This window comes from Lactiplantibacillus mudanjiangensis (genome assembly GCF_005405385.1).
Classification (GTDB): Bacteria; Bacillota; Bacilli; order Lactobacillales; family Lactobacillaceae; genus Lactiplantibacillus; species Lactiplantibacillus mudanjiangensis.
The window spans coordinates 60,024-76,485 of sequence record NZ_BJDY01000008.1 but is presented as its reverse complement, the minus strand read 5'-3'; the positions used below and the strand labels follow the sequence as shown (position 1 = coordinate 76,485).

20 protein-coding genes are annotated in these 16,462 nt (G+C 41.5%); all 20 read right to left on the bottom strand.

The window, feature by feature from the left end; translation table 11 throughout:
• A partial coding sequence (locus tag FFM84_RS15730) for a hypothetical protein (protein ID WP_137643818.1) occupies nt 1-680 on the bottom strand: 680 nt, incomplete at its 3' end.
• Nucleotides 680-1,282 carry a hypothetical protein gene (locus FFM84_RS15725; RefSeq protein WP_130843999.1) on the bottom strand — a complete coding sequence of 201 codons (603 nt, stop codon included), beginning with the start codon at nt 1,280-1,282 and terminating at the stop codon, nt 680-682. The genes FFM84_RS15725 and FFM84_RS15730, both read right to left, overlap by 1 nt.
• 9 nt (nt 1,283-1,291) lie before the next feature.
• Nucleotides 1,292-2,524: a baseplate J/gp47 family protein gene (locus FFM84_RS15720; RefSeq protein ID WP_165450265.1), complete on the bottom strand. Its 1,233-nt coding sequence runs from the start codon at nt 2,522-2,524 to the stop codon at nt 1,292-1,294.
• Complete coding sequence (locus tag FFM84_RS15715; RefSeq protein ID WP_130843997.1) at nt 2,508-2,918, bottom strand: contractile injection system sheath initiator; 411 nt, start codon at nt 2,916-2,918, stop codon at nt 2,508-2,510. The genes FFM84_RS15720 and FFM84_RS15715 overlap by 17 nt, the downstream gene beginning before the upstream one ends.
• Nucleotides 2,915-3,322 (bottom strand): Gp138 family membrane-puncturing spike protein, encoded by a 408-nt coding sequence (locus FFM84_RS15710; RefSeq protein WP_130843996.1) that lies wholly within the window; start codon nt 3,320-3,322, stop codon nt 2,915-2,917. Before FFM84_RS15710 ends, FFM84_RS15715 begins: the two co-directional genes overlap by 4 nt.
• Complete coding sequence (locus FFM84_RS15705; protein ID WP_130843995.1) at nt 3,315-4,244, bottom strand: hypothetical protein; 930 nt, start codon at nt 4,242-4,244, stop codon at nt 3,315-3,317. The genes FFM84_RS15710 and FFM84_RS15705 overlap by 8 nt, the downstream gene beginning before the upstream one ends.
• 12 nt (nt 4,245-4,256) lie before the next feature.
• A complete protein-coding gene (locus tag FFM84_RS15700; protein ID WP_130843994.1) occupies nt 4,257-4,583 on the bottom strand; it encodes a phage baseplate plug family protein in 327 nt (108 codons plus the stop codon).
• Nucleotides 4,583-5,773 carry a LysM peptidoglycan-binding domain-containing protein gene (locus FFM84_RS15695; protein WP_130843993.1) on the bottom strand — a complete coding sequence of 397 codons (1,191 nt, stop codon included), beginning with the start codon at nt 5,771-5,773 and terminating at the stop codon, nt 4,583-4,585. The genes FFM84_RS15700 and FFM84_RS15695 overlap by 1 nt, the downstream gene beginning before the upstream one ends.
• Entirely contained in the window at nt 5,773-9,972 is a 4,200-nt protein-coding gene (locus FFM84_RS15690) for an aggregation-promoting factor C-terminal-like domain-containing protein (RefSeq protein ID WP_130843992.1), read from the bottom strand. The genes FFM84_RS15695 and FFM84_RS15690 overlap by 1 nt, the downstream gene beginning before the upstream one ends.
• Complete coding sequence (locus tag FFM84_RS16215) at nt 9,969-10,112, bottom strand: hypothetical protein (protein ID WP_165450264.1); 144 nt, start codon at nt 10,110-10,112, stop codon at nt 9,969-9,971. Before FFM84_RS16215 ends, FFM84_RS15690 begins: the two co-directional genes overlap by 4 nt.
• Before the next feature lie 124 nt (nt 10,113-10,236).
• Nucleotides 10,237-10,860, bottom strand: a complete 624-nt coding sequence (locus tag FFM84_RS15685; protein ID WP_130843991.1) for a hypothetical protein — start codon at nt 10,858-10,860, stop codon at nt 10,237-10,239.
• Between the two features lie 55 nt (nt 10,861-10,915).
• Entirely contained in the window at nt 10,916-11,395 is a 480-nt protein-coding gene (locus FFM84_RS15680; protein ID WP_130843990.1) for a tail tube family protein, read from the bottom strand.
• A 16-nt stretch (nt 11,396-11,411) separates the two neighbouring features.
• Nucleotides 11,412-12,518, bottom strand: a complete 1,107-nt coding sequence (locus FFM84_RS15675; protein ID WP_130843989.1) for a hypothetical protein — start codon at nt 12,516-12,518, stop codon at nt 11,412-11,414.
• Entirely contained in the window at nt 12,505-13,014 is a 510-nt protein-coding gene (locus tag FFM84_RS15670; RefSeq protein ID WP_130843988.1) for a phage neck terminator protein, read from the bottom strand. The genes FFM84_RS15675 and FFM84_RS15670 overlap by 14 nt, the downstream gene beginning before the upstream one ends.
• Nucleotides 13,007-13,342: a hypothetical protein gene (locus FFM84_RS15665; RefSeq protein ID WP_130843987.1), complete on the bottom strand. Its 336-nt coding sequence runs from the start codon at nt 13,340-13,342 to the stop codon at nt 13,007-13,009. The genes FFM84_RS15670 and FFM84_RS15665 overlap by 8 nt, the downstream gene beginning before the upstream one ends.
• A 32-nt stretch (nt 13,343-13,374) precedes the next feature.
• On the bottom strand, nt 13,375-13,689 hold the full coding sequence (locus FFM84_RS15660) for a hypothetical protein (RefSeq protein ID WP_130843986.1): 315 nt from the start codon (nt 13,687-13,689) through the stop codon (nt 13,375-13,377).
• A gap of 5 nt (nt 13,690-13,694) precedes the next feature.
• A complete protein-coding gene (locus FFM84_RS15655; protein WP_130843985.1) occupies nt 13,695-14,300 on the bottom strand; it encodes a hypothetical protein in 606 nt (201 codons plus the stop codon).
• Entirely contained in the window at nt 14,297-14,635 is a 339-nt protein-coding gene (locus FFM84_RS15650; RefSeq protein ID WP_130843984.1) for a hypothetical protein, read from the bottom strand. The genes FFM84_RS15655 and FFM84_RS15650 overlap by 4 nt, the downstream gene beginning before the upstream one ends.
• 10 nt (nt 14,636-14,645) lie before the next feature.
• Nucleotides 14,646-15,719, bottom strand: coding sequence for a phage capsid protein (locus FFM84_RS15645; RefSeq protein ID WP_130843983.1), 1,074 nt, complete (start codon nt 15,717-15,719; stop codon nt 14,646-14,648).
• Between the two features lie 13 nt (nt 15,720-15,732).
• A complete protein-coding gene (locus FFM84_RS15640) occupies nt 15,733-16,380 on the bottom strand; it encodes a DUF4355 domain-containing protein (protein ID WP_225425244.1) in 648 nt (215 codons plus the stop codon).
• Nucleotides 16,381-16,462: the final 82 nt, after the last annotated feature.

The window sequence follows — 16,462 nt, the reverse complement described above, 5'->3', positions numbered from 1 at the left end:
GTATCATCAGCGGCCGTATAGTTTAGCTTGTCCTGCTTAGTGTTAACTTCATCGATTGAAGCAACCTTATCGGCTGGTTTCCGCATATCGCTTGTATGCACGACGTCGGCATCATTCGCTGGTACATAATTGATCTTATCCTGCTTACTATTGATTGCCGCCGTAAAATCAGTTTCAGTCACTAGCACTGACACAGCATCTTTTAAATCTTGATCAGTCAAATAAATATCGGCCGAATTAGTAAAGTTCACTTGATCCGTCCGACTGATAGTTGTTTTATAAGTGTAAGTGACAGCCTGTGGTGTTAGGCCATCAAATGGTGCTAGGTAGTTCGGATGATCAGATACTGTCAATCCGTAAAGAATTTCATTACCATCATCATCTTTGGCATAAACACCGTATGTCTTGATATAAACGCCCGAGCTTAAAGCCGAGTTATCACCATTACCGCGAATCTTCGTTTCACCACTAGTACTATCTAGCATTGCTTGTGGATCATTAATGACCACTTCTTGTGGGGTAATCAAAGTTAATCCCAACAGTTGTGTATCACTGAAACTGCCGTTATCCATGCTAGAGAATACCATTTTGGAATAAGTAATCTTTGTTTGGCCACTTTCAACACGGTCGAGCAATGTTTTACCAGCCGTTGTCAAAATACCTACATTCATCGTTGCCATTAGGCCATCTCCTTTACTGTTACTTGAGCTGATGTCTTAGCTAATACGCCAACATATAGCTGACTAGGGCTTTCGATACTGTACTTCAAATCTTTCAAATTATATTCAGGCGGCAGCATTGACTGAATCGCATTAGTTAAAATGGTCCGCTTAACCTCGGCTTTATCCCCACTGTCCCATGAGAATGGGACATTAATGACTTCAATTTCTTCTGGATTATCAGTTCCGACAATATCGAATGTATTAATTGTCACGTCCAACAACACCGCGATTAGCTGCTTAATATCATTGGTTGTAATCCCAATTCGATTCTTCATCATTTGAAATCGAATCTGAAACCGTAAAAAGTTATCATCGTCATCCAATCTGTTAATTCCGTAATCAGCTGCTAAATCAGTCAGTGATTGTCCTGAGCAAGTTGATAATAAACGTTGTTTAGAGATATTCAGCAGGTTATTTTTATGCTGAGTAAACATGTCCGCAATGATATTAAGAATCCGTTGATTATTTGAATCATCTTCCTGATTCATATATGCCGGGAAACTACTTAAAACTCGGTCGCGTAGCGTATCATCGCTAATATCGCTTTCAGTTTGATACATCTAATCACCTCAATCCGCAACGTTAATTGTGATGTTACCTGACGACACCACCGCTAATTGAAAGGCACTAATCGTAATGTCTTGCGTGCTAAGTGCATCAGCAGCCGTACCAATCTTTACCGTTGCATCGTTAACACCAGCTGGCGCATAAATCGGGCCAAACAACTTAGAATACAGAACCTTGCCACCCATTTTTAAGGTATCAAAGTAATTCATAATGGCTTGCTTAATTTGTACTGGTCCGTTATCCGTATCGAATTGAGTTTCATCAACGGTTAAGCTAACTTCCACATAAACGGGTACTGTTTCGGCACGATCAAACATGACAATATATTCGCTACCGCCGATGTCATTTGCCGCTCCCATCACGCTTCCAATCGTATTAGTGACAGGCGGCAAGTGATCGAAGTACGTCTGTGCAATCGTCGCATCATTACCACCGATGACGTACAAATGCAATGACTTAGCTGGATTACCATAGCTATCCGTTGTCATCGTCTGATTATTGACCAGCCGCACGTCTTGGACACCAATGACATTTTTAATCGCCGTCTCAATCCCGCTAACCGTACTGTTTGGCTTGCTTTCACGATTAGCCAGCACTCGTAACCGTAATGCGTCATCAGTTTCAGGATCACCGCCACCAGTGGCCGCTTGTAAATTGGTGACTTGCTTAAAACCATCAATGGATTCTTCAGCATTCACAATCATATTCAACATGACATTGCTTTCAGTACCACTCTCCAGCGCATTAGCTTGCACTGTAGCTCGTCCTAGTGGATTACCGTCTTCATCTACCAATGGTTGGGTAATGCCACCAGAATCCACATAGGTTGCCTGCTTGCTAAGTGTAATATCTTTAGCAGTCGCAAAGATTTGACCATCAGGCGTTGAAAACTGTGTGCCTTCTGGAATAATTGTTGGCGAATCCTGATCAACATAGCCATCAATTTGTAAATCGACAACCGCATACGTGGCTGGCTTACGATACACATCTTCCTCAGCCGCTAAATCATCAAGATTAGCGCCATTACTTTTCAAGACAAACATCGCATTGTAAATACCCTGAGCTAACTCTTCAACTTGTTCACTGACATCAGATAATGTCCCAGCTAATAGTCCAGTTGTCTCGGCATCATCCATATCAACACCATCACCAAAGTACTTTACAAACAAGGCATTAATATCTTCCCGTAAATCATCTAGCTCGGGTCGATCATACCCTTTAGCTGTTAGTGGCATTATCATCATCTCCTTCATCGTCTGACCCATTATCTAAAGCCATGGCCGCATTAAAAGTCTCACCATCCATTGTTACAGTGGCGCTTAGTGTTGAGAGTCGCTGCTCACGATCAACGCTAAAATCAGTAACTTCAATACCTTCGTAGCTTTCACCTAACTGAGCCTGTAAATAATCATCTAAAATAGATTGAACAATACTTTCGTTGTCACCATTAATCATGACATCGTTTTGATCCAACCCAATTTCATCATTCCAAGTTAATTCGCCTAGATTGATTCCCAATAGCAAGTTCAAATGTTGCACAATCTCATCATTATCATTGACTGTATTAAAAACACCGGTGTTGGCATCAAAGTCAATATCACCGGTGCTATCTAAAGCTAACGCCATCATGGTTTAATCACCGCCTCAACAACTGGATCTTGCAAACTATGCATTCGTTTACTTTCCAATTGGTAATTACTGCTGCCAGTCCAGTTATCCATCTCACGATCACAATATCCAATCCAGACAACTGAACCAACCTTCATCTTCTTATAGTCTGGCGCTTTCAATGCAACCATCGCTTCATCCGTCTGCCAGATACTTGCTGGCACTACACATTCCGTTAATGCCGCTCGCTTATCTTTATCAGACTGTAGCGGTAACGGTTGCACATCACAAACATGGCGGCTTTTATCATAACTAATTACCCGACCAACAATATGGCAATTGATGGCGGCCTGAATCATCGGAATTAGTTCCTCAGTTAAAAAATCGGATAACTTGTTTTTGGGATCCGAAACCTTCTTAGGCATACACCACCACCTCCATCTCATAAGTGCTCTTATCATGTTTATGATTGACACTTTTGACTCGTTTCAAACCAGAAATATTCGTGGCCTTAACATATACTGCTGAACCAGCGCTTAACCGGGGATCATCAAAACAAGCTAGCGTATATGTCTTACTACCACCGTCACTCTCATCAGCCGTTGGTTCCGCCGTTAAGCCGCTCTTCATATCTAAATAAAGATGCTCATTAAACGGATTAGGCTTAGCATTATCATCAATTACCAACTTACCTTGACGATAATAGACCTTACTCCCACAATCCTTAGCAATGGCTTTAATGGCCGCTAAAGGCTTACTGGAGAGTGTATAACCTTTCTTGTAAACCTTGTTTTTCTTCAATCGACAAACCTCAATTTCAATCTTGGCATCACGTTTAATTCGATCAATAATCTGTTTGGCTTTGACACCTTTTTTAAAAGCAATATTAACCTTCTTGACCTGTCGCTTGGTATAAGTAACTTTAGTTTTACCCGCCGTCACCGTCTTTTTAACCATTTTGGAACCATTAAATTTGCTATACAATCGTTTATCTTTGGAGTAATCAATACCCTCGGTAAAGGTGATCTGAAAGCTTTTGTCAGCACTATCAAGTGTTTCTGGGGTGATATTTGTAATATTGCCTTCACTCAGTACACCATAAAGATCACTCGGACCAGACTTAATCACAATATGATCACCTTTATGAATCTTAGATTGATGACTCTTAGCAATGTTATAAAAGGTCACCGTATTACTAGCTGGGCTACCGCCATCGGTCGAATTGACTTCATAATCGATATCAGTATTGTCAGCCGTTGATAAAGTCAGCTTATTGCCGCTATGGGTGATAGTCACTACTGTTTTATATCCCCAGTAATAGCCCTTACTACTAATCTTCTCTTTCAATTGGCTTCACCTCTAAACCACAATGTCATCAATGCAAAGTTGCACCGTATCGCCTAGGTTGCCCGGATCAATCTGAGTTTCATTACCGGACTCATCCATCGGAATAATCGTATCAGTCGGCAGTGCATCATCATTAATGCCACGCCATAACGCCTGATTCAGAATTAAGACTTCGCCTTTACGAATGTCATTACCTTCGGCATCAGCAACATCGACAGTAAAATGCTGGTCAGTTTCGTTCCATTGAAAGGTAAACAAAAAGACCCCATCACTAAGGTCTACGGATTGCGTATAAGGAAAGTCATCAGCATCGACTTCAATCGTGTCATGAACACTCATCAGACATACCTCACTTTCACACCCACCGGAATTACTCGTGCGGGCCACTTATTCATCTTTTCAAGACTAGACACTGACACATTGTACTTCTGTGCAATCCCCCAGTAAGTCATGCCAGCTTTAACTGTGACGTACTTTTTAGTCGATTTACTAGACCCTTTTTTCTTACTAGCACTAGCCTTAGATTTCTTCTTAGACTTCTTAGCATACTTAATATGGGCTTTCTCGGCGTACTGTAAGGTTAGTTGGATGGCTAAGGTGTCTTTGTAAGGCTCATCCATAGTCTTGCTGACACTGGCTAAATAGGCATGATTCCACTTAGAGAATCCTCGCACGACCACTTCAACATTCTTTCTAGCCCAACCTTGCAGAATGACAAACTGTGCATCAAGTTTACTAAAGGAACTACCATGTAAATAGTACGTTCCGCTTAACTGCTTACTATTCCGCGATCCGTAGTTAATCCGTGGGTCAGACTTATCAACTGGATGTGTTGGCAAATCTTGTTCATCTGTTTCATTAGGTGACGCTTCACCAAACAGGAAGACACGACTAGTTTTCAAATCAGCACGATAAATTGCCGTAGAGAAACCGCGTTTAAGTCCCTTCGATTTCTTAGCCACCTTGATTTTCGTTTGAATCTTGGTACTATTCTTTCGTTGTAATGCTTTCTTAGCAGCCGCCACTTTATTATTGTAAGCAGTCTTATAAGTTGTATATTTCTTAGTATCTTTAACTTTTTTATCCTTTAAATCACTAATAGCTTGCTTGGTATTACTAATTATTGCATCGGCTCGAGTCTTTGTACTCATCGCTTTGGCATAACCAGCACTATTAGCAATCTTACGCATAGTAGCCGCTACTGCGGCCCGTTGCGTGGTAAGACTTTTGATTTGTTTAGCATATTTATCACGTTCCTTTTTAGTTTTAGTTGTCTTCATCTTTGCTTGAGCAGTTTCGATTTGCTTAGTTAACGCTTGGTAAGCCGCACTCTGATCACGGTATCCGTTAGCCGTGTTTAACTGATCCGAAACTTTTTCAAGTTGTTTTTTAGCCGTATCGATAACACCTTTAGCTTTAGTAATCTTTTGAGCATCTGTTTTAACAACAGCTTTTGCTGAAGCAGCATGCTTTTTAAGATACGCAGTACTCTTACCTTTAGTTACAATCGCTTTCTTCTTAGTTGCCATTAAACAATCAACCCTCCATCATCATTTAAGCCCAAAGTTTCACGAATCTTTTCAACTAAGGCATCGTTTGAATCATTCATTACTGATTGCAGTTTTGAAACCGTATTTGCATCAGCATTACCAGTAACTGTCATTTGAATCGTAGCGCCATGAATATCAATCTTTTGGCTACCACGAGATAGGATCTTCTTAGAAGTCTCATGATCAAAGACATGACCGCCGGATTTAGGCTTGAATAGCTCCCAGCCTTTTTCACCAACTACTGACAGTTGATCAGCCGGCACATCGCCACCCTTGGCGTACCAATGATTGGCTTGCCAATGAGCATATGCTTGATTGATGCTGTGATAGTTGCCATGCGTTACATAGTCTTTCATCCACTTTAACTGCGTAATCGGATTAGTTTTCCAATCAGAACCAGCACTTGCCATCTTTGATCCTGGTAACGATTGTGGTAACCCATAAGCGCCAGAACCGCTATTAGTAGCATGCGGATTCCAACCGGATTCATGACTAATGATGTAGTTATACATGTCATACTCAGACTTTGGAATACCAGCTTGCTTCAACCAGTGCATATGATCACCGCTTGGCTTAGCATTAGGCCCACCGCCTAAATTGTCAACACCAAACATGCTGGCTAGTTTATCCATAAAACTAAAGAAACCACTACCTACCTGTTTCTTCATATTTTTGTTGATTGAACCAGCCGTGGTAGATTTTTTAGAACTACCTTTGGTATCATCATCATGCAATTGACTAATCCGCCGTAGTCCAGCGAAGCCACTCATAAAGCCTTTGATAGGGCCATATTTAATCCCATCAGTTGGATTTTCGGCGTTATACATCCGACCACTACCACTGGTATTGGAAACAATCCCAACGTGTTCAGATCCGCCAGAACCCCAGAATGCTAAGTCCCCAGGACGAGCCTTAGACCAAGAAACTGGACTAGTAAATTGATATTCAGGTCCGGTAGTAGAACCGCCACCAACATGAACACCTAAATGTTTCAATGCCGTGTAAACCAAACCAGAACAGTCATAGTATTCGGGTCCTAACCGTCCAGCACTCTCGCTATAACCTCTAGCAGCATGACCAAGCTTAATAGCTTCATCTAAGAAAGCACCACGAGAGCCTGAGCCTTGGCTGCCACTACCATCTAAATTAACCATTCCCCATAATGATGACCACCACTGCTTGGCTTGTTTCTTCATACCACCATACATGCCAGAAGCAAATGAACTTAAAATCTCACCGCTGCCCTTTGGCTTGGTCAGCATGTTATTCAAATACTTCGTTGGATTACTAATAATCTTTTTGACAGTGTTAAAAGTGCCAATGGTTGCTTTGGCTACACCTTTAGCGGTTGATGCAATGCTTGCACCTAAACTCTTAGCACCATCCCACGCACCAGTTGCAATATTCTTTGTTCCTTTCCAAATACCGCTCAGGAATCCAGTACCATTAGCGAATCGATCCACACCCATCATCTGACGAGTTTCGGAGGCATTTAGAACCTCAGCGCCTGGTTCCAGCATTCGCATGACATTAGTACCCTTAACCAATTCTGATAGGCCATTCGGATGAATCAGCATTTCACGATTACCAGTTTGTGGTGAATCATGACCATCATTAAGCATCGCCATTGTAGGACGAGTAATTGCGCGGCGTTGGTTACCAAACACACCAGTACCAGTTGCCAAATGGACATGGTTAATCGTGCCAATAGCTTTATCGGAACCACCAAACTTGCCAATAACCCAATCAATGCCTTTGATACCGCCGTTCAACGTATCAATAATGTCATTAATTCCGTTTTGAACATGTTTAACAATCCCCTTCCAGAGATTGCTAAACCAGCTATCAATGCCATTCCAGAAGTCTTTCCAGCCTTTACCGATATCTTTCCAAGCATTAGTAAACGCCTTGCTAATCTTCGAAACCCAACCACCGGTTAGATCGTTTAGGAAATCATAAGCACCCTTAAAGTAGTCCTTAATGAGTTTCCACATATCTTTGATTAGTTTAGGAATGATCTTCTTTAAATCACTAAATTTGCCGGTGAAGATGTCATAGAACACACGGACAATATCTTTGATTGCCGACCATGCCGACTTGAATACTCTGATACTATCCGTCCAAAGATTACCCCAGCGTTTATTTACACCGGACGCCATCTTACCGATCCACTTAGTTACAGCATGATAGGCTTGACCAAACCATTTACCAATGCCAATGGCAAACTTCTTGGCCCACTTTAGCAATCCATTGACAAAGTCTCGGAACTTCTTATTATGCTTATACAACTCAACAAAGATTGCAATTACCGCCACAACGGCCGTGACAATAGCAATCAAAGGATTGGCCTTCATGAAGGCGAACGCTGTTTTAAAGCCTTTACCAACATTCAAAGCGGCACTTTTCAAACCGTTTAAGCCTGCTTTAGCTTCCTGTATAGGATGTCTAATCGTTCTGGCAAACAAGGTCATCTCTTTCTCGCCCTCAGCGCCGTCAATTTTTGGTTTAAGAATGAGTCCGGTCTTTTCGCCAAATCCCAAGAAATTTTTACCAGCACTATAGCCCTTCATCAATTTCGATGTGGCCCAGATACCGGCCATTGCTTTACCAATAGTTTGAATAGCACCTTTATGCTTCGAAATTGAATCAAGCCAACCAGCAGTTGACTTCAAACTTCCTGATGTATCCTTTGCATGTCCTGACAGCAACTCGGCCGTACCAGCAAATGTCTTCCAGACACCCAGCGCTAAGTTCTTAGTAATTGAAAACAAAGCCTTAGCCATTTCAGCTAATGACTTACGGTTTTTAACTAAAAACTTAATGCCTTCACTGATGTAACTACCCATCTTAGTCCCTAGTGCTTTAGCAATGTCTTGCAACTGTTTCTTAACATCACCTAAACCACCTTTTTTCTTATCAACGGTATCTAAGGCTTTAGAGATGCCGCCAACCAATGGTGCTGCGAAAACGGCCTTTAGGTTCTGGAAAGTCCCACTAATACTGGACATTTGGCCACGAGTTGTTTTGCCAAACTCTGACCACTCTTTACCGCTATTCTTAGCAGCTTTAGAGAGATACCCTTGTAGTTTAGCACCCGTAATCTTGCCGTTCTGTAATGCACCGGTAAAGGCTTTAGTGGTCATACCACTAGCCTTAATAACTGCCTTTTGTAAAGCTGGCATTTGACCGAATGAGCGTTGGAAAAAGCCGGCTGAAACTTTCTTAGATCCCGTCAGTTTGGCCACACCCATACTAATCTGTTGAATTTGCTCACCAGATTTACCGGCGGCCATACCATAGGCAGCCATTTCGTTAGTCAACTCTTTAGCTTTAGGAATACTATCAGTTGCCGCATAAAATTTCTTTTGCATCGCGTCCAATGCTGAACCTGCAAAATTAGACTGGCCTCGAATCTCAGCAATTTGATCAGTCATCCCGTGAGCTTGTTTATCATTTAGACCGATATTTTTCCATTGGTCACGGATTTGCTCGCCACCCTCAGCTAACGCATAGCCCTGTTGAGTAATGGTTTTAATCTCACTGGTAAGCCAGCTAAGCCCACTTGAAACCGTAGTACCGATGAAACTGCCCTTAATGATGTCATGCAGCTTACTAAGCGAAGACTGTGATTTCTTAGTTTCATCAGTTTCCTTTTTAATTGAGTTCGCGGAATCATCAGCCGATTTTTTAGCATTAACAATTTTATCGCGGACCTCAGTAAACTTTTGAGTCGGTAAATGGGTCATCGCATCGCTATACTTCTTTAGGCTGTCTTGTGATTCATGCATCGCTCTATAGGCTTCTTTAACCGAACGCGTGCTCTTATCAACCGGACTACTAAAATCAGCATCTTTCTGTAGACCATTGGCGGCTCTCTTAGTTTCACTAATATCACTACTCATGCTTTTAAAGCCTTGACCAGCTTTATCAGCATCCATTTTAAGGTCACGTGTTATCTTATGAACCTCACTAACGGAACTTGTTGCTTTATTGATGCTTTGACCAGCATTATTAAAACCATCAAACAGGCCTTTAGTACTGCCAGCGATGCCTTTAAGATCTCGAAATTTACCCAACATTTTATCGATGTCTTCATTCAGTCGCCGGAATTCTTCCATGCCACCAATATTTAACTGGATACCAATCCCAGCATGTCTGACTTCTTTTGTTTCAGTCACTTCTCGTCACCTCCTTCACCAAGTAATACAGCAATCGCTTCAATCACGCCGTTCTTGACCGATTCCTTAATCAACCTAGCCAGTTCCCCCTTATATTTCTGAGTTAATGACTGTGCTTGAATAAATTCATCTTGGCTCATTTTATTAACCGACTGTTGTGAATATAGTCCCCATATTGCAGGCTCTATAAATCCATAATTTCGTTCAGTTGATTGCTTAATTAACTTGGCGTTTAGTTTTCCTTTAGTGAAGTATTTGGAATTACTAGAATCGTACCGTGTTTGACAGAAATCGAAGGCCAGTGGTTAATGTTTCTAATACGCCATTATAATCCAATACATCACGTAGATATTCAGTAGCTTCACTAAAAGCCTTCATACCTAAGCCATAGCCTTCATGACCCATTTCCCAGTATTCCATTCGAACTGGTTGGCCATTGTGTCGAAATACTTCCCGGTTTAAGACAACCAATGTATCGTGCATATTAGAAGCCCCAGATGGACGTTCTAGCATCATTGTCATTTGTAATGCTGTCCGATAGCCGGGCCAAACCATTTCAATTTTGACATCTTTACCAACCTTGTTTTTGGCTGCCACTTGTTTCTTATGCAATGATTCTGGTAAGCCTTTTTCCAGATCTTCATAGGTCCACCGTGGTTCAATCAAGACTTGACTCATCATATCTTGGAACATTTTTCCAAAATCGCCTTCATCATCACCGGTGTTCATTAAATCCATAATCCGCATAGCAATCCCGATACCAGGATCTTCATAGGTTGCTTTTCGGTTACCATCTTTACCATCAGAAGTTTTAAACTTGATGGTTTCATCGTGCCGAGCTTCTTTCATGATCTTTAATAAATTGTCGTCTTGTTTAGTTTCAGTCATCTAGGTTTCCTCCTAATAAAAAGGCCCGACCATTACAGCCGGGCTTAAATGTGTTCTAATCTAAATTGATGTCTGGGGCGTTACGCGTAGTCGTATATTCTGAGGCCAGAACTGTCCAGGCCAAGGTATAAGCACCACTATTTTGTTGATCGTCAGGTTCTTGTTGAATAACACAACCTTCACCTTTAGTAACTTGGCCAGTTTGATCATTAGCACAAGTAATTGAGAAAGTTGGATCAACATCTGCATCCGCATTAATTGATTGTTGATACAGATAATGTAATAGGTTATTGGTATGTGAACCAGGTACCAACGTTAACGTAAAGGTCCCACCTTTATCGTTTGATTGGAAAATCATGTTGTTGCCTTCAAAAGTCTTTTGTTGCGTATGGGTTGCCGTGTTTTGTTTCGAAGACACTTTTTCACCATCTTGAAACCCGGTCAATTCAATTGATTGGCCGTGATAACCAATATAGGTGTGCATCCAACGTGCTTCAATTAAGTCGTAGCTAACCCCATTTGATGTTTGTGGCATTTAATTCATCCTCCCTCTATAAAGTAATGTCTAGCTTCATGTTGACGGTATCAATGTCATCGGCAATTTGTGCTTTAATCTCAAAGCCGTTGTATGACCGATTGACAACATCTGAGTTAGGCGTGTTAGAACGTGACACACTGGTGATATCAACGCTATTACCATCAGATAATGGGAACAATACGCCTAAAGCTGATAAGTCATCACCAGTTGTTTGTAGCGTTTGTGTCATTTCTTTGATATGCGTATCGTCATAGGTCACAAACTTATGCCGGTTAAGATACTTTTGTAAGGCATTTTGGAAACGATCAACGACTAATTGTGTATGCACAAATTGATCAATGTAATTAGTTGTTAGTGCCTTACCGTTGAGCAACATATAATCACCGGCTTTGTTAACTACCGTAGTCCCACCAGCTGCGGCAATCGCATCATAATCAGCCATAGCTAAGTCGGCATCTGGTGCAAAGGTCGTTTGATTGCCAATATGTTGCCAATCAACTGGTAAGTTGGCGGCTGCATAGGCTGCTGCTTGTGCGGCTCGATAATTGCCAGCCGTGGTAACGACTAAAGCGGCTGTATTGCAAAGTGAATCCTTGGTCTTTTGGTAACCCAGAACGTGCGTTTGCAGTTTTTGTAAATCAGCCACGGTACTTGGTTGAGTAACTAACATAATCCGTTGATTGTCGTAAACGAAATCAGAAACGGCTTCAATTTGGTCTTCTGAGGCGTTATCTAAGACCAAGTAGATGAAACCATCGTATAAATGTTCAGCTAAGCCGGTCACAATCCCTGGTGTTGCACTCGCTGTAACCGTACCACCATCAGTAGTGCCACTAGCTTGAACACCCGATGGATCAGCAACATCTGTATTTGGATAAGCGATAACTTCAACTGGTCCTTTGAAATTATCTGCTTCAAACATTGCTTCTGCCTGATCATATACTCCAGTATCTTCACCATAATCATTGGTTAAATCATAGAGTGAGTTATAGACGGTTGCCTTCGTGGTAGCGTCTGTGTTCTTAGTCGCAATAGCAACTAATGGTGTCACTGCACCGCTAGTCAATTGATGAATTGAAACGATGATATGAACATCGGTCATTTGCTTAACTTTCACCATGCTTTAAATCCCCCTTGTTTACTTGAATATTAGGTTTAACGGTCTGAATTTGACCGGGCTGAGTATTATCCTGAAAGCCGTCCAGTATTTCGATCTGCAGGTCAGTTCCTGATGTAAAAATGTAATCGCTTGTTAGAAAATCCACTGTGGGTGGTAATGGAGATGCCCGTTTAACACCAATCCCTTGCTGCATAAGCTCAGTCGCTGGTTGTGCCTCTCTGAACACTTTTGACAACCACTGGGCAATTGCTTTGGCTTCATTTTCAAGATTAGAGACGGCCTTCATTTGAACACCAACTAGCAATGGTTCGTTGTTCATATTCTCAAAAGTCTGAGCAGTACCATCATCATAAATATCATATTCAACATATGGGAAAGCCGGATTAGTTGCGACAACATTTTCAGCAGTCACAACTAAATCCGGCTCATATTTATGAATCTGTTCAATTAAGGCTTCGGCCAAACGATCATAGAGGTTATCTTCCCAACTACTCATCTTGTCCCACCCCCTGAACTTGGTAATAAGTTAAATTAGCCGCGACATCTAGGCCATGACTAATCACTTTATACGTTTGTCCTGGTTTAGTAATTACCAACGTACCTAATGGATAACCAGCCGTCCGTGATTCCCAGTACAACGTACCAACTGAGATTTGACCACCACCCGCATTATGGTAAGTCAAATTTGGATCAGCATTACTTACCAATGGTTCATTAACCAGTTTATCTGGTTGGAACCCTTCAATTGGCAAACCACGCTTATCACGAGTTTGATTACCAGTTGGCACACGTACTGTTAATGGTTGGGCTAGCTGATCATACATAAAGCCAAACTGACCAAAATTAGGAAAGGCCACTATTTAGCAGTGTCTGCGGTATCCGTAGTAGTGCCGTCACCTTGGCTAACATCTGCACCATCATCGGTTGGCGTTGCTGTTACATTGGTTGGATCAACTTCACCAGAAACGGTAAAGCCGGGAACGGCAACAAAATGGCCAATGAATACTTGTGAGCTAGCATTATAGAAAGCTACTTTGTATTCGCCATCCTTGATCACATCACCGGGTTCACGCCCCGTGATCTTAACAACCTTGTTATCCCCATAAAATTTAATATCATTTACTGTTGGTGTTGCTACTGTTCCGTCTACGATTACTAATTGAAGAGCCATGTCTATCAATTCCTTTCTTTAATCCACATAATTGAATCTCTTAACTTACCACTTTGAATTAATGGATCATCAAATCCTTTATTGGCAACTGTTAACGCCGCGTTCTTAGGATTATCAAATACCTTAATTGCTTTCTTTAAATCATCTACTATTCGGTCGCCCAGCTTAGTGTAGAAACCATCGACCGATAAATCACCCATCATTAAGTTGAAACCTAAGTCACCAGCATAATCAGTCCAAGCATCTAAGTGATGATCAAACGTATTCCGAATAAACGGCCTTGGCGGAATCACAACACTTTTACGCAAGACAAACATCGTTTTAATGCCTACTGACTTACCCGGATCTTTCATCGCTAAGTACGCCTTTTCAGGTGTCTGATAAACGAAAAACAGATTAGGAAAATCTTTTGGATGCTTACCATGCGCTTCTGGTGTTGGTAAAGCCAACCATTGCCGATTAACTGGGCGAATTGTTTTACCATACTCTTGCACTAACGCAATCATATTTAAGTGTTGATCCGTCCATGGAACACCAATGGTTAATCGGTCCTTTTCAAGTTGCTTGAACTGATCATAAATTTCTGGCATCCGATTAAAGTCATCACTCATTCAGTCCACACGGCTCCCATATTGCCACCATTGCCAAAATTGGCAACGTCCGCATTGTATTGGAGTAAATAGGGATCATTACTCATGAGTAAGTTGAAATTAGTCTGGCTATTGCCCAGTGTCGATGCTGACTGTATACCGCCATAGCTCATCGCCCAATCAACATAGAGTAAGTGCCTAGTGTATTGAATCGTATCAGCTGATATCATGCTATCTGGTAACCCATCATTCGACACTTGTTGTTCAGCCGAGATTAAATGGTTATTGATCTCATCATCAGTAAAATTTTGAAAGATACCAATACTACCTTTAACATCACTTGCACTAACTGCCATTAGCTGTCACCTACTTGCTTGGGGTTGGAGTCGTTGTTGAACCTGTGGTGGTAGTCGATGCTGCTACTTCTGAGTTAACACCTTTAATAACGTAATCAGGGTCAATCGTGAAGCCATACTTGATCACATGAATGTTGCGAACATCATTCACTGGCTTATATAAGGCCTTAGATCCACCAATTAAATCATCTTTCCATTTAGTTGGATCAGACTCTACGGTCATATCAGCAGCCGTACCAGCCATATGAGTGGTAACTACACGTTTATGGGTAATAGCTGAGATCCCACCTTGTTTCAAGTTATCACGGTCAGTTGTGACACCATTTTGTGGCGTTGCAACTGAATAGTTAACCGCACCACTACCAAAGATATAAGCGGCCGTAGTCCCTTTAGCATCCAATGGAATTTGATCATCTTGAACGATCGTCAAACCGTTGTAGTTAGCAATTGGGGTTGCACCAACACTTGGTTGCGTATATTCAATCAAGTTGTTTTGAACCATATAATTGTAGGTCCCTGAGTTAACCGCAATTTGGGTTGGCTTGCCACTATTGACATCGCCCATGCGTGCCATCGATTTAACAAAATCGGTTGCGGCGAATACCTTTTCTTTACCAACATTAAATGATTTTGCCGTAGCAATATCAGCATTTAAGAAGGCTGCGTTTAAAACTTGGATCAAGCGTTGCGTATCAACAACACCCCAGTAATCCGTGAATTGAGCGGTAATTTGATCTAAGGTTTTAGCACCTGTTACCAAATCATCGTAATCGGAATTGCCAAACGATTGTGCTTCATAGATTTTGACATCATTTTCAGTACCTGATGTCATACCATTAGTCGTAATATCGTTCTTGTTATTCCATACTTGCGTCGCTAATGACGTATCAATTGCGTTCATATGTGGAATAGTGACGTACAAACCTGGTTGTAATAATTGATTACCTAAAATTGGATCTTGGGCAATAATGCCAGATTTAAAAAAGTTGTTAGTTTTAGTAATTCGGTCGTAGACCCAATCAAGCCAAACTTCTGGAATGAAATTAGCTGATAGGTCAGTTACATTACCTGTAATAGTAGCCATTCGTTACTACCTCCTATTGTTTTGTAAGCTGTGCATATAACGTTGGGTCTTTAGTAGCTAAAGCCATCCGTTCACCAATACTTAATTTAGAAAAATCAGTCGCACTCATGTCTTGTGATACGGTTGACGTTCCAGTTTGAGGATTAGTCTTACCCTTAACTCGTTCATCGACTGCTTTAGTCAATGCTGATTCAAATAGTTCACCAAACTTCAGCAAGTTAGCATTTCGAATATCCTCATCAGTAGCACTGATAAATTCAGCAAAACCAACCGGAATATTTTTATCTGCTAATACTTCTTTAGTGGCCGCTAAAGCATCACGTTTATCGGCAGCATCTAATCGAGCCTGTAATCGGTCTGCTTGCTCTTTAATCGCATCACGTTGGTCTTGTAAGGCCGCTTCGGCTTTCTCTTGCGCACTCATACCAGCTCTTTTCTCACCTTCAGCCAACCAATCATTCTTTTGTTGCCGTAAATCATCGCTCAATGCTGTCTTCACTTCATTAGCCTTAGCTGCCATCATCTTATTAACGTCTTCCTGCGTGTACTTGGCAGGACTAGCGGATTGCGCCGAAGTTGTAGCCGACGATGCAGTTGAGGCTGATTGTGATTCAGCAGAGGTTGATTCAGAATCGGCAAAATATTGTAACTTCATTTTCATCATTAAGAACTCCTTTTTTTAAGTCACTTGGACTAAATCGTGTAAAGCGCGATAGCTGAATTGCTTGTTCTTTAACGCCCGC

What these genes read in the sequence shown, in the direction of transcription:
- FFM84_RS15660 (WP_130843986.1), bottom strand. Translation starts at nt 13,689, where the DNA reads ATGGCTCTTCAATTAGTAATCGTAGACGGAACAGTAGCAACACCAACA.
- FFM84_RS15655 (WP_130843985.1), bottom strand. Translation starts at nt 14,300, where the DNA reads ATGAGTGATGACTTTAATCGGATGCCAGAAATTTATGATCAGTTCAAG.
- FFM84_RS15680 (WP_130843990.1), bottom strand. Translation starts at nt 11,395, where the DNA reads ATGCCACAAACATCAAATGGGGTTAGCTACGACTTAATTGAAGCACGT.
- FFM84_RS15715 (WP_130843997.1), bottom strand. Translation starts at nt 2,918, where the DNA reads ATGATGGCGTTAGCTTTAGATAGCACCGGTGATATTGACTTTGATGCC.
- FFM84_RS15695 (WP_130843993.1), bottom strand. Translation starts at nt 5,773, where the DNA reads ATGGCAACTAAGAAGAAAGCGATTGTAACTAAAGGTAAGAGTACTGCG.
- FFM84_RS15640 (WP_225425244.1), bottom strand. Translation starts at nt 16,380, where the DNA reads ATGAAAATGAAGTTACAATATTTTGCCGATTCTGAATCAACCTCTGCT.
- FFM84_RS15710 (WP_130843996.1), bottom strand. Translation starts at nt 3,322, where the DNA reads ATGCCTAAGAAGGTTTCGGATCCCAAAAACAAGTTATCCGATTTTTTA.
- FFM84_RS15720 (WP_165450265.1), bottom strand. Translation starts at nt 2,524, where the DNA reads ATGCCACTAACAGCTAAAGGGTATGATCGACCCGAGCTAGATGATTTA.
- FFM84_RS15700 (WP_130843994.1), bottom strand. Translation starts at nt 4,583, where the DNA reads ATGAGTGTTCATGACACGATTGAAGTCGATGCTGATGACTTTCCTTAT.
- FFM84_RS16215 (WP_165450264.1), bottom strand. Translation starts at nt 10,112, where the DNA reads ATGAGCCAAGATGAATTTATTCAAGCACAGTCATTAACTCAGAAATAT.
- FFM84_RS15675 (WP_130843989.1), bottom strand. Translation starts at nt 12,518, where the DNA reads ATGGTGAAAGTTAAGCAAATGACCGATGTTCATATCATCGTTTCAATT.
- FFM84_RS15670 (WP_130843988.1), bottom strand. Translation starts at nt 13,014, where the DNA reads ATGAGTAGTTGGGAAGATAACCTCTATGATCGTTTGGCCGAAGCCTTA.
- FFM84_RS15725 (WP_130843999.1), bottom strand. Translation starts at nt 1,282, where the DNA reads ATGTATCAAACTGAAAGCGATATTAGCGATGATACGCTACGCGACCGA.
- FFM84_RS15685 (WP_130843991.1), bottom strand. Translation starts at nt 10,860, where the DNA reads ATGACTGAAACTAAACAAGACGACAATTTATTAAAGATCATGAAAGAA.
- FFM84_RS15645 (WP_130843983.1), bottom strand. Translation starts at nt 15,719, where the DNA reads ATGGCTACTATTACAGGTAATGTAACTGACCTATCAGCTAATTTCATT.
- FFM84_RS15665 (WP_130843987.1), bottom strand. Translation starts at nt 13,342, where the DNA reads ATGTATGATCAGCTAGCCCAACCATTAACAGTACGTGTGCCAACTGGT.
- FFM84_RS15650 (WP_130843984.1), bottom strand. Translation starts at nt 14,635, where the DNA reads ATGGCAGTTAGTGCAAGTGATGTTAAAGGTAGTATTGGTATCTTTCAA.